Origin of the sequence: Mycolicibacterium sp. MU0053, from assembly GCF_963378095.1 — a bacterium.
GTDB lineage: Bacteria > Actinomycetota > Actinomycetes > Mycobacteriales > Mycobacteriaceae > Mycobacterium > Mycobacterium burgundiense.
On sequence record NZ_OY726397.1, the window covers coordinates 399,770 to 418,219 of the forward strand.

The following is an 18,450-nucleotide window of genomic DNA, read 5'->3' on the forward strand; positions in this document are numbered from 1 at the left end:
CATGAGCACAGTCGCCATCGTCCCGGCGGCCGGATCGGGCCAGCGCCTCGGCGCCGGGATACCCAAGGCGTTCGCGAAGCTGGCCGGTAAACCCATCGTCGAGCACGCCATCGCGGCGCTGCTGGAGTCCGATGCCGTCGACCGGATCGTGGTCGCGGTCCCGCGGGAACGCACCGATGAAGCCAAGCTGATTCTCGGCTCGGAGGTCATTGTCGTCGCCGGTGGTGACGACCGCACCGACTCGGTGCGGCTGGCCCTGCAGGCGGTGGGCGAGCCCGACTACGTCCTCGTCCACGACGCCGCCCGCCCGCTGACGCCGGCCGTGCTGATCGCACGGGTGGTGGCAGCGCTGCGCGAGGGGCACGCCGCTGTCGTACCGGCCTGCGAGGTCGTCGACACCATCAAGGTCGTCGACGCCAACGGTGCGGTGATCGCCACCCCGGAACGTTCCGGTCTGCGCGCCGTCCAGACCCCGCAGGGTTTCCAGACCGAGGTCTTGTTGCGCGCGTTCGCGCGTGCCGAAGGCGCGGCGTTCACCGACGACTCCTCCATGGTGGAGAACATCGGCGCCCAGGTGCAGACCGTCGAAGGCGATCCGCTGGCGTTCAAGATCACCACGCCGCTGGATATGAAGCTGGCTGCGACCCTGCTGGCCGACCGCGCGTGACCGCTCTGCCGAGGGTCGGCCTGGCCTCCGACGTCCACCCGATCGAACCCGGGCGGCCCTGCCGACTGCTGGGCCTGCTGTTCGAAGATGCCGACGGCTGCGCCGGCCACTCCGACGGTGATGTCGCCGCTCATGCGCTGTGCGACGCGCTGCTGTCGGCGGCCGGGCTCGGCGACATCGGCGCGGTGTTCGGCGTCGACGATCCCCGCTGGGCGGGCGTCACCGGATCGGACATGCTGACCCACGTCCGCGGTCTGCTCACCGAGAACGGATACCGGATCGGCAATGCCGCGGTCCAGGTGATCGCGAACCGCCCCAAGATCGGACCACGACGCGACGAGGCACAGGAGCGGCTGTCCGGGCTGCTGGGTGCGCCGGTGTCGGTCTCGGCGACCACCACCGACGGGTTGGGTCTGACCGGTCGGGGCGAGGGTCTGGCGGCAATTGCCACCGCTTTGGTGGTGGCCGACCAGGGCTGAGTCGGTTTCGCCCGCTCAGGCCGGTAAGCTGGCCCGTCGTGACCGACCGCGGTAGCCAACTCGAGGGCTTGAGGCTGCACGACACCATGACGGGTGCCGTGCGAGACTTCGTCCCAGTGCGTCCCGGGCACGCCTCCATCTACCTGTGCGGCGCCACCGTGCAGGGGCTGCCGCACATCGGTCACGTGCGCAGCGGGGTGGCCTTCGACGTCCTGCGCCGCTGGTTGCTGGCCAAGGGCTACGACGTCGCCTTCATTCGCAATGTCACCGACATCGACGACAAGATTCTCACCAAGGCCGCTGCCGCGGGCCGGCCGTGGTGGGAGTGGGCTGCCACCCACGAGCGCGCCTTTTCGGCCGCCTACGACGCGCTGGGGGTGCTGCCGCCGTCGGCTGAGCCCCGCGCCACCGGCCACATCACGCAGATCGTCGAACTGATCGAGCGCCTGATTGATAAGGGCCACGCCTACGCCGGCGGCGGCGACGTCTACTTCGACGTGTTGAGCTGCCCCGAATACGGGGCGCTGTCGGGACATCGGATCGATGACGTGCACCAGGGCGAGGGCGTCGCGACCGGCAAGCGCGATCAACGTGACTTCACCCTGTGGAAGGGCGCCAAGCCCGGTGAGCCGTCCTGGCCCACCCCGTGGGGTCGGGGGCGGCCTGGTTGGCATTCCGAGTGCGTGGCCATGGCCCACGAATACCTGGGTTCCACCTTCGACATCCACTGCGGCGGCATGGATCTGGTGTTCCCGCATCACGAGAATGAAATCGCCCAGGCCTGCGCGGCCGGCGACGGCTTCGCCCAGTACTGGCTGCACAACGGCTGGGTCACCATGGGCGGCGAGAAGATGAGCAAGTCGCTGGGCAACGTGTTGTCCATTCCTGCGGTGCTGCAACGGGTCCGGCCCGCCGAACTGCGCTACTACCTGGGCAGCGCGCACTACCGGTCGATGTTGGAATTCTCCGAGCACGCGCTGCAGGATGCGGTCAAGGCCTACGCCGGTGTCGAGGACTTCCTGCACCGGGTCCGGGTCCGGGTCGGCGCGGTCGCCCCGGGTGATTGGACCGACCGGTTCGCGGCCGCCCTCGATGACGACCTCGCCGTGCCCATCGCGCTGGCAGAGATCCACAACGCCCGCGCCGACGGGAACCGCGCGCTGGACGCGGGTGACCATGACGGCGCCCTGGCGCAGGCCGCCGCCATCCGGGCCATGATGGGCATCCTGGGCTGCGATCCGCTGGACGAGCATTGGGTGTCCCGCGACGAGACGTCGGCGGCGCTGGCCGCGGTCGACACGCTCGTGCACTGGGCGCTCGAGAGCCGCACCGAGGCACGCGCGCAACGCGACTGGGAACAAGCAGACCGGATCAGAGACCGCCTCAAAGAGGCCGGTATCGAAGTGACCGACACCGCTGACGGTCCGCAGTGGTCTCTGGTGGACAGGAATACATGATGGCCGGCAACTCACAACGGCGCGGCGCGATCCGCAAGGCCGGAACCAAGAAGGGCCCCACGGTCGGCTCGGGTGGCGTCCGCCGCCGTGGCCTCGAGGGGCGCGGGGCGACACCGCCGGCCCACAAGCGGCCCCACCACCCCGCGGCCAAGAAGGCCAACCGAGTCGCACGGCAGCAACAGGGCCGGCCCAAGAAAACCGACGACACCGAGATTGTCCTGGGCCGCAACCCGGTGCTGGAATGCCTGCGCGCCGGGGTTCCGGCCACCGCGCTCTACGTCGCCGTCGGCACCGAGAACGACGAGCGGCTCACCGAATCCGTCAGCCGCGCCGCCGATGCCGGGATCGCGATCCTCGAAGTCGCTCGCATCGACCTGGACCGGATGAGCACCAACGGCCTGCATCAGGGCATTGCCCTGCAGGTGCCGCCCTACGCCTACGCCCATCCCGACGATCTGTTGCGGGCGGCGTCCAGCGACTCCGAGCCCGCGCTGTTGGCGGCGCTCGACAACATCTCCGATCCGCGCAACCTCGGCGCCATCGTGCGATCGGTCGCGGCCTTCGGCGGCCACGGCGTACTGATTCCGCAGCGACGCTCTGCATCGGTGACCGCGGTGGCCTGGCGTACCAGTGCCGGTGCGGCCGCGCGCACGCCGGTGGCGCGGGCAACGAATCTCACTCGCACCTTGAAGGATTGGGCCTCCTCCGGTCTGCAGGTGATCGGTCTGGATGCCGAGGGCGACATCACCGTCGACGAACTCGACGGCAGCCGTCCGACCGTCGTGGTGGTGGGCTCGGAAGGCAAGGGGCTGTCGCGTCTGGTGCGGCAGAACTGCGACGCCATCGTCTCGATCCCGATGGCCGGGCCCACCGAATCGTTGAACGCGTCGGTGGCCGCGGGGGTCGTGCTCGCCGAGATCGCGCGCCAGCGCCGCCGCGCCTGACCCGTCAGCGCCAGGGGTCCGCGCGCCGCCACACGTTGGGCAGGTGCAGGGCAGCCTGGTCCTCGGCCGCCAGTGCGCCCAGCACCCGCAGCGAGACATCCAGATCGTCAACGGCGTAAGGCAAGGCGCGCAACGGCTTCGACAACGGTCGGAAGAAGTCGTCCCAGTGGATGCCGATCACGGTCCGGGCTCCGACGGCCCGAACCGTCTCCTGCCAGTACTGCCGCAGATAGGACTCGGGCTGTAGGCCCAGCTGGCCCAGCCCCAGATAGGCGACCTCCGCGCGGTGTCCGGCGAGCGCACCGACCCGATAACCGGCGCTGCCCTGGATCAGACAGCGTCGTCCGGTGCGCCGGTGCGACACCAGTGTCGACCAGGTCTCCCCACAGCGATACGCCGACACCCGCACCGGGGGATGCACCGGTGCGGTGATCTCGCCCGGATACCGATCCGGCGGACAGTGCTGCGATTCGACGAGCGTCACCTCGAAGTCGCCCACGAGGAGCGGATCGCCGGGCACCGCGACGGCGATCCGCTCGTCGGGTAGGCCATGGCCGCGGCCGACGTGCGCGGTGGACGCGCCGCCGATCAGCAGGGCGCCGGTGCGCGCGGCGACCACCGCCGAATCCAGCACGTGGTCGTAGTGGCTGTGTACCGGCAGCACCGCCGCCAACCGCTGCACCCCCAGCCTCGCCAGGCAGCCGTCGATTCGCGCCTTCGACGGCGCGATCCGTCCCAACCCCACCCGGGCCAGGCTGGGTCGGGAAAAGAACCCGTCGGTCAGCACCGCGGTGCTGCCGTCGTCGATGAGCAGCGTCGAGACACCCAGCCAGGTGATCGTCAGTTCGGAGTCGGCCGTCGCGGTGGGAACCGCGAACCGCTCGGAGTGCCGCCGCAGATCGGGACGGCCGGGCTTGAGGCGCATCAGACGAACGCCGAGACGTCGATGCCCTCGCCGACCAGTCGGCCCCGTACGGCGTGCGCGATCTGCACGGCATCGGGTGAATCGCCGTGCACGCAAATGGATTCGACGTCGGCGGCAATCGACGATCCGTCGATCGCGATGACCCGCCCGGTCCGGACCATCGAGATTATCCGCTCGGCGATCTCGGCGCTGTCGTGCAGCACCGCGCCGGGTTCACGACGGGAGACCAATCGGCCGTCGGGCCGGTAGGCCCGGTCGGCGAAAACCTCGGCTACGGTCCGCAATCCGAGCTCGCGGGCCTCGGCGAAGAACGCCGAGCCGGACATCCCGAGGACCGGGAGTTCCGGGTCCACCGCGTGCACCGCGCGGGCCACCGCGCGCGCCTGCTCCTGATGGGTGACTATCGAGTTATAGAGCGCGCCATGAGGTTTGACGTACCGCACCGATGTCCCGGCGGCGCGTGCCAGAGCTTGCAGCGCGCCAATCTGGTAGATGATGTCGGCGGTCAACTCGTCGGGTTCCACGTCGATGAAGCGGCGGCCGAAACCGGACAGATCCTGGTAGCTCACCTGGGCGCCGATCGACACCGCGCGGTTGGCCGCCGCGGCGCAGACCTGCGCCAGCCGCGCCGGGTTGCCGGCGTGGAAACCGCACGCCAAGTTCGCACTCGAGACCACGTCCAGCATCGCGGCATCGTCACCGAGTTCCCAGATGCCGAACCCCTCGCCCAGATCGGCGTTGAGATCAACTGCGCCCATGCTCCCCAGCGTAAGGCGCGATGTCTTGCCGGGGACCCTCCGCTCGCGATCCTTATTGCAAACGGTTATCGTTATCGCCATGCGGATGACGAAATCCTCGAAGCTGGGTGCCGCCGCGGTGGTGGCGCTGCTGACCCCGGGGCTGCTGGCGGGGTGCGGCGCGGACAAGCCGTCCGCCACCGGCGCCGACGCTGCGGGCGACTGCCCGACCTCCCCGGTCGACGTCCTGGTCAGCGTGGATCAATGGGGCGACATCGTGTCCCAACTCGGCGGCGACTGCGCGCAGGTGCGGACCGTGCTCGCCGGCTCGTCGGCGGATCCACACGATTACGAACCCGCCCCCTCGGATGCCATCGCCTTCGAGGGAGCCCAGTTGGTGGTCGTCAATGGCGGGCACTACGACGCTTGGGCCGCGAAGCTGGCTGCGTCCTCGGCCCCCGATGCCCCGCTGATCAGCGCGGTGGATCTGGACAGCGACGACACCGATCACGACCACTCGCACGACGGTGCGCACGACCACGACCACGCGGGGAATCCGCACGCGTGGTATCGGCCGGCAGCGGTGACGGCGCTGGCCGACGCCGTCACCGCGGAGTTGAGCCGGCTGTCCCCCGAGGCCGAAACCTACTTCGAGGCGCGCCGCACCGAGTTCGACGAACGGCTGCGCGACTATCACGCGCTGATCGATACGCTGCGGGCCGAGGCCGCCGGCAAGACCTACGCGGCCACCGAGACGGTGTTCGACGAGATGGCGGCGGCGGCGGGGCTGCAGGACCGCACCCCGGCCGGGTACCAGGCGGCCGCGAGCAACGAGACCGACCCCTCACCGGCGGACCTGGCCGCGCTGTTGGGCCTGCTCGAAGGCGGCGGCGTCGACGTGCTGATCGTCAACACCCAGACCGAGGGTGCGGTACCCGATCAGGTGCGCGGCGCCGCGCGGGCCGGCGGCGTCCCGGTGGTCGAGGTCACCGAAACGGTGGCGCCGGGCTCGGATTCGTTCCAGGCTTGGCAGGTGGATCAACTCACTGCACTGGCCGAGGCCCTCGGTGTCCCCGCCTGACCCGGGCGCGGACCGCACGCCGGCGCTCTCGTTCGATGACGTGAGCGTGGTTCGGGGTGGACGACTGATCTGGTCCGAGGGCACCTTCGAGGTACCCGCCGGCGGCATCACCGCGATCATCGGCCCCAGCGGATCCGGGAAGACGACGCTGCTGCAGGTGTTGTTGGGCCTGTTGCCGGTGGCCTCGGGAACCGTGCGGGTGCTGGGTGAAGAGCCGGGTGAGGCCACCGGTTCCATCGGATACGTACCGCAGAACTATGCGCGCGCGGCGGGTAATGCCATCCGTGCCTGTGACGCTGTGCTGCTCGGGTTGACCGGACCCCGCTGGGGATTCGGCCGCACGACCGCAGCACAACGCACCCGGGTGGACGAGGTGCTCGCGGCGTTGGACGCCGAATCCTTCGCCCAGCGTCGGCTGTCTCAACTGTCCGGTGGGCAGCGCCAACGCATCGCGATTGCGGAGGCGTTGGTGACCAGGCCGCCGTTGCTGATCCTGGACGAGCCGCTCACCTCGCTCGACATCCGCAACCAGCGCGACATCGTGGGGTTGTTGGCCCGGGTGCGCGACAACTTCGGCGTCACGATCCTGGTGGTGGCGCACGATCTGAACCCGCTGCTGAGTGTGCTGGACAGCGCGATCTATCTGCTCGACGGGCACGCGCACTTCAACACCATGGACGAGGTGGTCGACGACCACCTGTTGAGCCATCTGTACGGCACCTCCATCCAGGTGGTCCACACCCCGCAGGGCGAGCTGTACGTGCGAAGCATCGGATGAATACTTCCGTGATTGCCATTGGCTACCAACAGCAGTGGTGGGACATCCTCACCTCGCACTTCATGCAGAATGCCCTGCTGGGCGGCACTTTGGTGGCGTTGTCGGCCGGTCTGATCGGGTACTTCACCGTCGTGCGCAACAGTGCCTTCGCCGCACATGCCCTGGCCCACATCGGATTTCCCGGGGCCACGGGTGCGGTGCTGCTCGGCCTGCCGGTCACCCTCGGGCTGGCGGTGTTCTGCATCGGCGGCGCCCTGGTGATCGGCGCGCTGGGCAAGCGCGCCGACGACCGCGAGGTCGCGACCGGCACGGTGCTGGCCGCGGCCACCGGCCTGGGCTTGTTCTTCGGTTCGCTGGCGACCAAGGGCAGCAGCACCGTCACCAACGTGCTGTTCGGCAACCTGCTGGCCGTGACCGATGAGCAGCTGCTGGTGTTCGCGGCTGCCGTCGTCGTGCTGGCCGCGGTGATCGCGTTCGTCTACCGCCCCCTGCTGTTCGCGTCGGTCAACGCCGAGGTCGCCGAGGCCAAGGGCGTTCCGGTGCGACTGCTCTCGGTGATCTTCATGGTGCTGCTGGGTCTGGCGGTGACCATGGCCGTGCAGGCGGTGGGGACGCTGCTGCTCTTCGCGTTGGTGGTCACCCCGGCCGCCACGGCGATCATGCTGACGGCCCGTCCCGGGGTGGCGATGGCGCTGTCCACCGCGCTGTCGGTGTTCTCGGTGTGGCTCGGGTTGACCATGTCGGCGATGTTCAACCTGCCGCCGAGCTTCGTGATCGTGACCATCGTGACCCTGATCTGGCTGCTGGTCTGGGCGGTCGCGCACCGCACCGACGGCAGCCGCCGAACTCCCGGCGCCGGCCAGGGCGTCGGCTCTGCAACCGAGGGGTCGGCAATCGGCTAGCCTCACCGAGCATGGCCAGAAGTCCCACGCCCCGGCGCCGGGCCACGCTGGCTTCGTTGGCCGCCGAGCTCAAGGTTTCGCGGACCACGATCTCCAACGCCTACAACCGGCCGGACCAACTTTCGGCCGATCTGCGGGAGCGGATCCTGGCGACGGCCAAGCGACTCGGCTACGCGGGACCGGATCCGGTGGCGCGTTCGCTGCGTACCCGAAAGGCCCGCGCGGTCGGACTGGTGATCACCGAGCCGCTGACCTATGCGTTCAGCGACCCGGCGGCGCTGGACTTCGTGGCGGGCCTGGCCGATACCTGCGAGGAGATGGGGCAGGGCCTGCTGCTGGTGGCCGTCGGCCCCAGCCGCAGCATCGAGGAAGGCTCGGGCGCCGTGTTGGCCGCCGGGGTCGATGGCTTCATCGTCTACGCCGCGGCCGACGACGACCCCTATGTCGAGCTGGTGTTGCAGCGGCAGCTGCCGGTGGTGCTGATCGACCAGCCGAGTGCGGTGCCCGGTGCCTCGCGCGTCGGCATCGACGACCGAGCGGCCATGCGGGAGCTGGCCGACTACGTCATCGGGTTGGGTCACCGCGAGATCGGCCTGTTGACCATGCGGCTCGGGCACGAGCGTCGATCCGGTGACACTCGGCAGGCGGCGTTGGTCAGCGCGGATCGCCTGCGGGACACCCGTTTTCGGGCCCAGGGTGAACGGATCGGCGGGGTGCGCGACGCAATGGCCGAAGCCGGCCTCGAGGTCGACAGCCTCACGATCGTGGAGAGCTTCGCGCACGACGCGGTCGCCGGCGGCGCCGCGGCCGAACTCGCGTTGGCCGCCAATCCGCGGATCACCGCGCTCATGTGTACGGCCGATGTGTTGGCCCTGTCGGCCATGGATTACTTGCGTGCGCGCGGCATTTATGTGCCTGGGCAGCTCTCGGTCACCGGCTTCGACGGCGTATCCGAGGCGCTCAAGCGAGGTTTGACCACCGTTGCGCAGCCGAGCTTCGAAAAGGGCAGGCGCGCCGGGAATCTGCTGCATGACCCGCCCCGATCCGGGCTGCCGGTACTCGAGGTCCTGCCGACCGAGCTGCTCCGCGGGCGCACCGCGGGCCTGCCCGGCTAACTGGCTGAGCGCCGCTCGGCCAGCAGCAGTTCCAGCGACGTCGACACGTCGGTGGGGGCGTCTATCCGGTAGCCCGCCAGGGTGTCTCCGGGGCCGACCTTGATGCCGACGTCGCCGTCGCGCAGCCGACGAAAGGCCTTCTCGTCGGTGACGTCGTCGCCGAAATAGATGACCGCGGTCGCGCCGGCGCGCTCGCGCAGGATGTCGAGGGCCTCGCCTTTGTCGGTGGTGATCACGGCGAACTCGAGGACAGCCTTACCCGCGGTGGCCTCGGCGTCCCAGAATTTCGCGGCGGCCTCCGCGGCCGCCAACGCCGCCGCACCGTCTTCGGGGGTCGCGTTGCGCACGTGCAGGGCCACGCTGGCGAGCTTGGGCTCGACCGTCACCCCCGGGTGACGCGCGGCGATCGCGGTCAACTCGGACTTGATGGTCGCCAGCGCGTCGGCGTCGATGTCCCGGATGAAGCCGGTGTTGAATTCGGCGCCGTGGCTGCCCACCAGCTGCACCGTGGGCGGCATCCCCGACAGCCTCGCCAGGTCGGTCAGCGCGCGGCCGGAGACCAGGGCGGCGGTCGTGCGGGGCAGTTCGGCGAGCGCCTGCAGTGCGGCGGCGGCCGCCGGCAGCGGCCGAGCGTCCGGCGGATGGCTGACGATCGGTGCCATCGTCCCGTCGAAGTCGCAAGCCACCAGCAGTTCCGGCGCCTGCGCCGCGGCGCGGAGCGCGGCGGAGACCTCGAGGGGCAGCTGGCTCACCCGTCTCAGACCGCGGTCTGGGGCTCGGGCTGGTCGTCTCCGATGAGGAGTCGCACCGCGAGATCCAGGCGTTTGCTGACGTCGGTGGCCGAGGCGCGCCGGGTCAACCAGGCCAGCAGGTTGGACAGCCACACATCCGAGATCACCCGGGCGATGTGGTACTGATCCTCGGTCGGGTCGCCGTCGGCCATCGCCCTGGCGAACATCGAGTCGATGATCTTCTCGACGTGGTCGACCTCACCGGCCGCCGACGCATCGGCGAACACGTAGGCCCTGGTCATGGCCTCGGTGAGCAACGGGTTGCGCTGCATTGCCCGGTTGAGCTTGCTGACCATGAAGTTCAGTCGCTGGTAGGGCGTGCCACCGGTGAGCGCGGTGCGATCGGTCTTGGCGTCGATCCGCTCGAACTCGCGCGCCAGCGCCGAGACCAGCAGGTGCACCTTGGACGGGAAGTAGCGGTACAGCGTGCCCACGGCCACATCGGCACGGTCGGCCACCGCGCGCATCTGAACCGCCTCGTAGCCGCCCTTCGATGCGATCGCCATGGTCGCGTCGAGGATGCGCTTGCGGCGTTCGCGCTGGGCATCGGAGCCGAGTTCGGACTCGGCCAGCACAGCCACGGTCATGACCTCACGCGGTTGTGAACCGGTAGGTGTTGACTGCGAGTTGGCTGACATCGGGCCGCTGGCTCCTTAGCTATGCGAATCTTCGGCAAACGATACTCGCGACAGACCCTCATCTCGTACCTCCGGCCCTCCCCGAGTGTCCCGGCGGGAGCAGTCAGCGGCGCTGCCGCGCTGGCATTCGACTTGACTACCGAACACTGGCAATATTAGAACACGTTCTAGTGGGCCACACGGCCTCGAACCTGCCGAATGAGGATTCAGGGGTCTTTGTGACGTCCAAAGCAAGTGTCTCCGAGCAGTCTGCCGCCCGTGAACTGGTGCGTAGTTGGGCCGGCGGGTCCGGCGGGATCGAGGCTATCCGCGCGGTGGAACAAGGCGAGTCCGCTGCGTGGCGGCCGGTCTACGCCGGGCTGGCGGAACTGGGCCTGTTCGGTGTGGCGGTGTCGGAGGAGGCCGGCGGCGCCGGGGCGTCGGTCGTCGACCTGTGCGCGATGCTCGACGAGGCCGCCTACGGCTTGGCGCCCGGACCGGTGGCCGGCACGGCGCTGGCGACGCTGATCGGCGACGATCCCGAACTGTTGGAAGCGTTGATGACCGGGGAGCGCACCGCCGGGTTCGCGCTGCAGGCGCAGCTGGACCTCGACGGCGGCCGGGTCAGCGGCACGGCCGCGGGTGTCCTGGGTGCGACACCGGACGGTTGGCTGGTGTTGCCGGCCGGGCAACAGTGGGTGCTGGTGGACGCCACCGCCGACGGTGTGACCGTAGAACCGCTTGCCGCCACAGACTTTTCGCGTCCGCTGGCCCGCGTGCGGTGTGCCGACGTCGCGGCCACCACGCTGCCGGTTCCGGCGGCCCGGGTCGAGGATCTGATCGCCACCGTGCTCGCCGCCGAGGCAGCCGGAGTCGCCCGCTGGGCGCTGCAGACCGCCGCCGAGTACGCCAAGGTGCGGGAGCAGTTCGGCAAGCCGATCGGCAGTTTCCAGGCCATCAAGCACCTGTGTGCCGAGATGCTGCTGCGCTCCGAACAGGTGGCAGTGGCCGCCGCCGACGCCGCGGTCGCCGCCCAGGCCGCCCGCGAGGCAGCCGGGTCCGATGCGGATCGGCAGCTGTCCATCGCGGCGGCCGTCGCCGCCGTCGCCGGTATCGCGGCGGCTGAGGCCAACGCCAAGGACTGCATTCAAGTGCTCGGCGGCATCGGCATCACCTGGGAACACGATGCGCATCTCTACCTGCGCCGGGCCTACGGGATCGCCGCCGCCCTCGGTGGCCGCCGTCGGTGGTTGCGGCGCGCTGCGGGACTGACCCTCGACGGCGTGCGTCGCACGCTGGACATCGACCTGAGTTCGGTCGAACCGGTACGCCCGGAGATCGCCGCAGCCGTCGCCGAGATCGCCGCGCTGCCGGTCGATCAGCGGCAGCGCGCGCTGGCCGAGGCCGGCCTGCAGGCGCCGCACTGGCCGCGCCCGTACGGCCGGGACTCCTCGCCGGCCGAGCAGTTGCTGATCGACCAGGTGCTGGCCGAGGCCGGCGTGGAGCGCCCGGACCTGGTGATCGGATGGTGGGCCGCGCCGACTGTCCTCGAACACGGCAGCCCCGAGCAGGTGCAGCGCTTCGTGCCGGCCACCCTGCGCGGCGACGTGGTGTGGTGTCAGCTGTTCAGCGAGCCCGGGGCCGGCTCCGACCTCGCCGGGCTGCGCATGAAAGCCGTTCGGGCCGAAGGTGGTTGGCGTCTGACCGGCCAGAAGGTCTGGACCTCCGCGGCGCAGAAGGCGCACTGGGGTGTGTGTCTGGCGCGCACCAATCCCGACGCGCCCAAGCACAAGGGCATCACGTACTTCCTCATCGACATGACCTCGCCGGGCATCGACATTCGGCCGCTGCGCGAGATCACCGGCGACGATCTGTTCAACGAGGTGTTCTTCGACGACGTGTTCGTGCCCGACAAGATGGTGGTCGGCAACGTCGACGACGGTTGGCGGCTGGCGCGCACCACGCTGGCCAACGAGCGGGTCGCGATGGCGCAGGGCACCGCGCTCGGCAACCCGATGGAAGAGTTGCTGCGCACCGTCGCCGAACGTGCGGTGGACCCCGCGGACCTGGATCGGCTGGCCGAACTGATCACGTCGGCGCAGGTGGGCTCGCTGCTGGATCAGCGCATCGCCCAGTTGGCGGTCGGCGGCACCGATCCGGGACCGCAGGCCAGCGCGCGCAAGCTGATCGGGGTGCGTTACCGCCAGGAGCTCTCGGAGTTCCGGATGGATCTCTCGGACGGTGCCGGCGCCGAGTTCTCGCCGCGGGTGCATGAATTCCTCAACGCGCGCTGCCTGACGATCGCGGGCGGCTCCGAGCAGATCCTGCTCAACCTGGCCGGCGAGCGGCTACTGGGCCTGCCGCGCTGACGCCGGAGCCCCGCCCGCACGCCGCGCCCCACCCCGCGAAAGTGCGGTTTCATCCGCGACGCGCCGCGCGGACGGACGATTTCGCACTCTCGCGTCGATCGGCCGCGGTGTCGGCGGGCTAGAACTTGGTGTGCGCGCAGGCGTTCGGGGACGTGATGTTCACCGCGCCGTAGACGACGTGGATGGTCGAGCAGGCGATGAAGTCCGAGCCGGTGGCCGGTCGGCCGCTGGTCCAGTCGGTGGGCACCGAGCTGCCGTCGACCTGGAAGCGCTCGAAGGAGCCGCCACCGAAGTAGGTGACGGAAATCTCGACGTTGTTGAGCGATCGCAGCATCTTCGACAACACGTTGTCGTGATTGGCGCCCTTGGTGCTCCGCGGCGTGTGGGCCGGGGCGCTGTATTCGGCTTCCTGCCACACGTTGCGATCCATGCTGCGCAGCGTGATCGTCTGTCGGGCCCAGGTGTCCGGCGGCAACGGGATCGGACCGTCGGGGGTCAGCAGGTTGGCCCGGGTGTTGAAGAAGCACCGGCCCTCGGCCAGCACGCAGTCGGCGTTGATGTGCTGCTCCAACTGCGTCACCGGGTCGACGGGAATCGAGCTCACCGCGCCGTCGCTGGCCGCCGTCGCGGTGGCGGGCACCATCAGGCTCCCCAGGAGCAGCAGGCCCGCGAGGGCCGAGGTCAGTCGCCGTTGCATGGTCACTGAACGTAGTCCCGTCCGCTATTCGTCGTAGGTGACTTCGACCGAATCGGACTTCGGACGCGCCTGGCAACCCAGGATCAGCCCTTCGTCGAGATCCGATTGCTCCAGGACGTCGTTGACGTCCATGTCGACTGCGCCCTCCTTCAGCAGCACCGCGCAGGCGCCGCAATGGCCCTCGCGGCAGGAGAACGGGGCATCCAACCCCTTGTCGAGAAGCACGTCGAGCAGCTTGGCCGAACGGGGCCAGCTGAGCTCGTGGGTCTGCCCGTCCAGGGTCACCACCGCGGTCGCCGGCGGTTGGTCATCGTCGGCGCCGCTGTCGATGACGACTTTGGCGAACGGATCGCTGTCCAGCGACTTGAACACCTCGACGTGCACCTGGTCGCCGGGCACCTCGAGCGTATTGAGCGCGTCTTGGGCGGCCGCCATGAACGGTCCGGGCCCGCAGATGAAGACCTGCCGCGTCGTATACGGGGCGGCCAAGTGGGCCAGGGCCGGCGCACCGGGCAGGCCCTGGACCGACTCCAGCCAGTGCACCACCGTCAACCGGTCGGGGTATTCGGCGGCGAGTTCGCGCAGTGCGGCGGCGAAGATCACCGACTTCTCGTCCCGGTTGGCGTAGACCAGCGTCACCTGGCCGGACCCCTGCGACAGCACCGACTTGCAGATCGCCATCATCGGCGTGATGCCGCTACCGGCGGCCAGCAACAGGAAGTCGCCGTCCAGTGACTTGGGCACGAAGGTGCCCGACGGGGCCAACACATGGATGCGCATGCCGGCATGGGCGTTATCGCAGAGCCAGTTCGATGCGTAGCCGTCGACGGTGCGCTTGACCGTCACCGTCAGGTCGTCGTCGGTGAACGGCGAGCTGCACAGCGAATAGCAACGGGCCACCGACCCGGTTCGATCGCTGGGCACCCGCAGCGTGAGGAACTGTCCGGGCGCGTAGCGCAGCCGCTCGGCGGGGATCTCGACGGCGCCCGGACCGTCCGGGACCCGCAAGACCAGCGAGCGCGCGTCCTCGGTCTCCGTGATGACATCGACCACCTGCAGTTCCAGCACGTGGCTGCCGAGCGGCTCGTCGGTCACCGGTACACCCTTTCAAGCCGTGCCGCCGAGCACAAACGGCGGCACCGCGATTCCGAAATCAGGAGCTAACTAGAACAGGTTACAGAAATGACCCCCTGCAGGTCCAGCCGTTGCAGGCATGGGCTACTCGACATGAATCGTAACGTGTTCTAGTCTTGATTGATCTCGACTCACCCTCGAGCAGCGTTCTCCGATCAGCCCGCCTGGGAGGCAATCCAGTGACGACCATTCAACAGCGTGACGCGCAGTCGGTCCTAGCCGGCATCGACGAATTGCTGCCCGCCCTGCGTGCGCGCGCCCAGGAGACCGAGGATCTGCGCAGGCTGCCCGACGAGAACGTCAAGGCGCTGCAGGAGGTCGGGTTCTTCAAGTTGCTGCAGCCCGAGCAGTGGGGCGGCCTGCAGTGCGATCCGACGGTCTTCTACGAGGCGGTGCGACGGCTCGCGAGCGCCTGCGGATCGACCGGCTGGTGCGCCGGCATCGTCGGCGTGCACAACTGGCACCTGGCGCTGTTCGACCAGCGGGCTCAGGAAGAGGTCTGGGGCCAGGACACCAACGTGCGCGTGTCGTCGTCGTATGCCCCGATGGGCGCCGGCACCGTGACCGAGGCGGGCGACGGCTACATCGTCAACGGGTCCTGGAACTGGTCCTCGGGTTGCGACCATGCGACCTGGGCCTTCCTCGGCGGACCGGTGATCAAGGACGGCCGCCCCGTGGACTTCGGCAGCTTCTTGATTCCCCGCACCGAGTACGAGATCGACGACGTCTGGCACGTGGTCGGTCTGCGTGGCACCGGCAGCAACACCGTCGTCGTCAAGGACGTGTTCGTGCCGCGGCACCGCTTCCTGTCCTACAAGGCGATGAACGACGGCACCGCCGGCGGTTATGCGACCAACACCGCGCCGGTCTACAAGATGCCTTGGGGCACAGTGCATCCCACCACCATTTCGGCACCGATCGTCGGGATGGCTTACGGCGCCTACGACGCCCACGTCGAGCATCAGGGCAAGCGCGTGCGGGCAGCCTACGCCGGGGAGAAGGCCAAGGACGACCCGTTCGCCAAGATCCGCATCGCCGAGGCCGCCAGCGACATCGACGCCGCCTGGCGACAGCTGATCGGCAACGTCGGCGACGAGTACGCCCTGCTCACCGAGGGCAAGGAGATCCCGTTCGAGTTGCGGGCCCGCGCCCGCCGCGACCAGGTCCGCGCGACCGGTCGCGCAATCGCCTCCATCGACCGCCTGTTCGAGGCCTCGGGAGCCACCGCGTTGGCCAATGACGCGCCCGTGCAACGGTTCTGGCGTGACGCGCACGCCGGCCGGGTGCATGCGGCCAACGACCCGGAGCGGGCCTACCTGATCTTCGGCAACAACGAGTTCGGCCTGCCACCCGCCGACACCATGGTCTGATGACGGAATTCGCCACCGAAGCTGCCCAGCAGCACGAGATCACCTTCGAGTCCACATCCCGGTTCGCCCAGGTGCGACCGGACATGCGGTTGCACTACCACGAGGCCGGCGATCCGTCGGCGCCGCCGGTGGTGCTGCTGCACGGCGGCGGACCCGGCGCGTCGAGCTGGTCGAACTTCAGCCGCAACATCGCGGTGCTGGCCCGCCAGTTCCGGGTGCTCGCCGTCGACCAGCCCGGCTATGGGCATTCCGACAAGCACACCGAACACGAGCAGTACAACCGCTACAGCGCCACCGCGCTGCTCAACCTGTTCGACCAGCTCGGGATCGAACGGGCGCCGCTGGTGGGCAATTCGTTGGGCGGCGGCACCGCAGTGCGGTTTGCGCTGGACAATCCCAAGCGCGCCGGCCGGCTGGTGCTGATGGGTCCGGGCGGACTGTCCACGAACCTGTTCGCGCCGGACCCCACCGAGGGGGTGAAGCTGCTGGGCAAGTTCACCGTGGAACCCACCCGGGAGAACCTCGAAAAGTTCCTCCGGATCATGGTCTACGACCAGAAGCTGATCACCCCGGAGCTCATCGACGAACGGTTCGCGATCGCCAGCGCCCCGGATTCGCTGGCCGCCGCCAAGGCCATGGGGAAGTCCTTCGCCGGGGCCGACTACGAGCTCGGGATGATGTGGCGCGATGTCTACAAGCTGCGCCAACCAGTGTTGCTGATCTGGGGTCGCGAGGATCGGGTCAACCCGCTCGACGGCGCGTTGGTCGCGGTCAAGCAGATTCCGCGGGTACAACTGCACGTTTTCGGGCAATGTGGACATTGGGCGCAGTTGGAGAAGTTCGATGAGTTCAACAAGCTCACGATCGATTTTCTGGGAGGTACCTGATGAGCATCCGTTCGCTGGGGTATCTGCGCATCGAGGCCACCGACATGGCGGCCTGGCGCGAGTACGGACTCAAGGTGCTGGGCATGGTCGAGGGGACCGGCAGCACCGAGGGTGCGTTGTATCTGCGGATGGACGAGTTCCCCGCGCGTCTGGTGATCGTGCCGGGTGAGCACGACCGGTTGCTGCAGTCCGGCTGGGAGGTCGCCAACGCCGCAGGGCTGCAGGAGATCCGGCAGCGCCTGGACGTGGAGGGCACGCCCTACAAGGAAGCCACCGCCGTCGAGCTCGCCGATCGGCGGGTCGATGAGATGATCACGTTCGACGACCCCTCCGGCAATACGCTCGAGGTGTTCCACGGCGTGGCGCTCGAACATCGCCGGGTGGTCAGCCCGTACGGACACAAGTTCGTCACCGAGGAACAGGGCCTGGGGCACGTGGTCCTGACCACCCGCGACGACATGGAATCGCTGCACTTCTACCGCGACGTGCTGGGATTCAAACTGCGCGACTCGATGCGGCTACCGCCGCAGTTGGTGGGTCGGCCCGCCGACGGTGATCCGGCGTGGCTGCGGTTCTTCGGCGTCAACCCGCGTCATCACAGCCTGGCGTTCATGCCCGGCGAGACCCCCAGCGGCATCGTCCACCTCATGATGGAGGTGGAGGGCAGCGACGACGTGGGACTGTGCCTGGATCGCGCGTTGCGTCGCAAGGTGCCGATGTCGGCGACGCTGGGCCGGCACGTCAACGACAAGATGCTGTCGTTCTATATGAAGACCCCAGGCGGGTTCGACGTCGAATTCGGTTGCGAAGGGCTCGAAGTCGAGGACGATGACGCTTGGGTCGCCCGGGAGAGCACCGCCGTCAGCCTGTGGGGCCACGACTTCAGCATCGGGTTCAAGTAACTGATGGCCGGTGCCGAGATCGATCCGAGGGCGTTCCGCAACGCCCTCGGCCAGTTCTGCACTGGAGTCACGATCATCACGACGGTGCACGAGGACGCGCCGATCGGATTCGCGTGCCAGTCGTTCGCGGCACTGTCGTTGGACCCGCCGTTGGTCCTGTTCTGTCCCACCAAGGTTTCGCGGTCCTGGACGGCGATCGAGGCCAGCGGGCGGTTTTGCGTCAACATCCTGCACGAGAAGCAGAAGGACGTCTCGGCGCGGTTCGGATCCCGTGAGCCCGACAAGTTCGCCGGTATCGACTGGAGTCCGTCCCCGCTGGGTGCACCGATGATCAAGGGCGCGTTGGCACACCTCGATTGCACGGTGGCTTCGGTGCACGAGGGCGGCGATCATTTTGTCGTCTTCGGTGCGGTGCATTCGTTGTCCGAGGAGTCGAAGAAGAAGCCGCGGCCGCTGCTGTTCTACCGCGGTCAGTACACCGGGATCGAACCGGACAAGAACACCCCGGCCGATTGGCGCAACGACCTGGAGGCGTTCATCACCGCCACCACGGCCGACACCTGGCTGTAACCCGACTCGCCGCACCGCCGTTCGGAAA

The 18,450-nt window shown here is 68.8% G+C and carries 19 protein-coding genes; 13 read left to right on the forward strand and 6 right to left on the reverse strand.

The window, feature by feature from the left end; translation table 11 throughout:
- The first annotated feature begins 1 nt into the window (after position 1).
- From ispD to rlmB, 4 genes are read left to right on the forward strand one after another with little or no spacing between them, the layout of a single operon-like run.
- Positions 2–667 carry a 2-C-methyl-D-erythritol 4-phosphate cytidylyltransferase gene (ispD, locus tag RCP80_RS01895; RefSeq protein ID WP_308480730.1) on the forward strand — a complete coding sequence of 222 codons (666 nt, stop codon included), beginning with the start codon at positions 2–4 and terminating at the stop codon, positions 665–667.
- Positions 664–1,146, forward strand: coding sequence for a 2-C-methyl-D-erythritol 2,4-cyclodiphosphate synthase (ispF, locus tag RCP80_RS01900; RefSeq protein WP_308480731.1), 483 nt, complete (start codon positions 664–666; stop codon positions 1,144–1,146). The genes ispD and ispF overlap by 4 nt, the downstream gene beginning before the upstream one ends.
- Positions 1,147–1,184: 38 nt before the next feature.
- The gene (cysS, locus tag RCP80_RS01905) at positions 1,185–2,603 is read left to right on the forward strand and encodes a cysteine--tRNA ligase (RefSeq protein ID WP_308480732.1); all 1,419 of its coding nucleotides are present in this window, start codon (positions 1,185–1,187) and stop codon (positions 2,601–2,603) included.
- Positions 2,603–3,547 carry a 23S rRNA (guanosine(2251)-2'-O)-methyltransferase RlmB gene (gene rlmB / locus RCP80_RS01910; RefSeq protein WP_308480733.1) on the forward strand — a complete coding sequence of 315 codons (945 nt, stop codon included), beginning with the start codon at positions 2,603–2,605 and terminating at the stop codon, positions 3,545–3,547. Before cysS ends, rlmB begins: the two co-directional genes overlap by 1 nt.
- Positions 3,548–3,551: 4 nt before the next feature.
- On the opposite strand, the gene RCP80_RS01915 is transcribed toward rlmB, so the two are convergent.
- Complete coding sequence (locus tag RCP80_RS01915; protein ID WP_308480734.1) at positions 3,552–4,472, reverse strand: MBL fold metallo-hydrolase; 921 nt, start codon at positions 4,470–4,472, stop codon at positions 3,552–3,554.
- Positions 4,472–5,230 (reverse strand): LamB/YcsF family protein, encoded by a 759-nt coding sequence (locus RCP80_RS01920; RefSeq protein WP_308480735.1) that lies wholly within the window; start codon positions 5,228–5,230, stop codon positions 4,472–4,474. The genes RCP80_RS01915 and RCP80_RS01920 overlap by 1 nt, the downstream gene beginning before the upstream one ends.
- Before the next feature lie 85 nt (positions 5,231–5,315).
- Here RCP80_RS01920 and RCP80_RS01925 point away from each other — a divergent pair, with 85 nt between their 5' ends.
- From RCP80_RS01925 to RCP80_RS01940, 4 genes are read left to right on the forward strand one after another with little or no spacing between them, the layout of a single operon-like run.
- Positions 5,316–6,290 carry a metal ABC transporter solute-binding protein, Zn/Mn family gene (locus RCP80_RS01925; RefSeq protein ID WP_308482664.1) on the forward strand — a complete coding sequence of 325 codons (975 nt, stop codon included), beginning with the start codon at positions 5,316–5,318 and terminating at the stop codon, positions 6,288–6,290.
- Positions 6,277–7,068, forward strand: coding sequence for a metal ABC transporter ATP-binding protein (locus RCP80_RS01930; protein ID WP_308480736.1), 792 nt, complete (start codon positions 6,277–6,279; stop codon positions 7,066–7,068). The genes RCP80_RS01925 and RCP80_RS01930 overlap by 14 nt, the downstream gene beginning before the upstream one ends.
- Positions 7,065–7,970: a metal ABC transporter permease gene (locus RCP80_RS01935; protein ID WP_308480737.1), complete on the forward strand. Its 906-nt coding sequence runs from the start codon at positions 7,065–7,067 to the stop codon at positions 7,968–7,970. Before RCP80_RS01930 ends, RCP80_RS01935 begins: the two co-directional genes overlap by 4 nt.
- An 11-nt stretch (positions 7,971–7,981) precedes the next feature.
- The gene (locus tag RCP80_RS01940) at positions 7,982–9,085 is read left to right on the forward strand and encodes an Rv3575c family transcriptional regulator (protein ID WP_308480738.1); all 1,104 of its coding nucleotides are present in this window, start codon (positions 7,982–7,984) and stop codon (positions 9,083–9,085) included.
- On the opposite strand, the gene otsB is transcribed toward RCP80_RS01940, so the two are convergent.
- Together otsB and kstR are read right to left on the reverse strand one after the other, a co-directional pair.
- Entirely contained in the window at positions 9,082–9,837 is a 756-nt protein-coding gene (gene otsB, locus RCP80_RS01945) for a trehalose-phosphatase (protein WP_308480739.1), read from the reverse strand. The genes RCP80_RS01940 and otsB overlap by 4 nt on opposite strands.
- 5 nt (positions 9,838–9,842) lie before the next feature.
- Positions 9,843–10,514, reverse strand: coding sequence for a cholesterol catabolism transcriptional regulator KstR (gene kstR / locus RCP80_RS01950; protein WP_308480740.1), 672 nt, complete (start codon positions 10,512–10,514; stop codon positions 9,843–9,845).
- Positions 10,515–10,732: 218 nt separating this feature from the next.
- On the opposite strand from kstR, the gene RCP80_RS01955 reads away from it, so the two are divergent.
- Positions 10,733–12,862: an acyl-CoA dehydrogenase family protein gene (locus tag RCP80_RS01955; protein WP_308480741.1), complete on the forward strand. Its 2,130-nt coding sequence runs from the start codon at positions 10,733–10,735 to the stop codon at positions 12,860–12,862.
- A 118-nt stretch (positions 12,863–12,980) separates the two neighbouring features.
- Here RCP80_RS01955 and RCP80_RS01960 read toward each other — a convergent pair whose 3' ends face one another.
- Positions 12,981–13,559 (reverse strand): hypothetical protein, encoded by a 579-nt coding sequence (locus RCP80_RS01960; RefSeq protein ID WP_308480742.1) that lies wholly within the window; start codon positions 13,557–13,559, stop codon positions 12,981–12,983.
- A 24-nt stretch (positions 13,560–13,583) separates the two neighbouring features.
- Positions 13,584–14,654 (reverse strand): ferredoxin--NADP reductase, encoded by a 1,071-nt coding sequence (locus tag RCP80_RS01965; RefSeq protein ID WP_308480743.1) that lies wholly within the window; start codon positions 14,652–14,654, stop codon positions 13,584–13,586.
- Positions 14,655–14,872: 218 nt separating this feature from the next.
- Here RCP80_RS01965 and hsaA point away from each other — a divergent pair, with 218 nt between their 5' ends.
- Genes hsaA through hsaB form a run of 4 tightly spaced genes read left to right on the forward strand, consistent with a single transcriptional unit; the run spans position 14,873 to position 18,422 of the window.
- Entirely contained in the window at positions 14,873–16,063 is a 1,191-nt protein-coding gene (hsaA, locus tag RCP80_RS01970; protein WP_308480744.1) for a 3-hydroxy-9,10-secoandrosta-1,3,5(10)-triene-9,17-dione monooxygenase oxygenase subunit, read from the forward strand.
- Positions 16,063–16,950 (forward strand): 4,5:9,10-diseco-3-hydroxy-5,9,17-trioxoandrosta-1(10),2-diene-4-oate hydrolase, encoded by an 888-nt coding sequence (gene hsaD, locus RCP80_RS01975; protein WP_308480745.1) that lies wholly within the window; start codon positions 16,063–16,065, stop codon positions 16,948–16,950. The genes hsaA and hsaD overlap by 1 nt, the downstream gene beginning before the upstream one ends.
- Positions 16,950–17,852: an iron-dependent extradiol dioxygenase HsaC gene (hsaC, locus tag RCP80_RS01980; protein WP_308480746.1), complete on the forward strand. Its 903-nt coding sequence runs from the start codon at positions 16,950–16,952 to the stop codon at positions 17,850–17,852. The genes hsaD and hsaC overlap by 1 nt, the downstream gene beginning before the upstream one ends.
- A gap of 3 nt (positions 17,853–17,855) precedes the next feature.
- Positions 17,856–18,422, forward strand: a complete 567-nt coding sequence (gene hsaB, locus RCP80_RS01985; RefSeq protein WP_308480747.1) for a 3-hydroxy-9,10-secoandrosta-1,3,5(10)-triene-9,17-dione monooxygenase reductase subunit — start codon at positions 17,856–17,858, stop codon at positions 18,420–18,422.
- Positions 18,423–18,450: the final 28 nt, after the last annotated feature.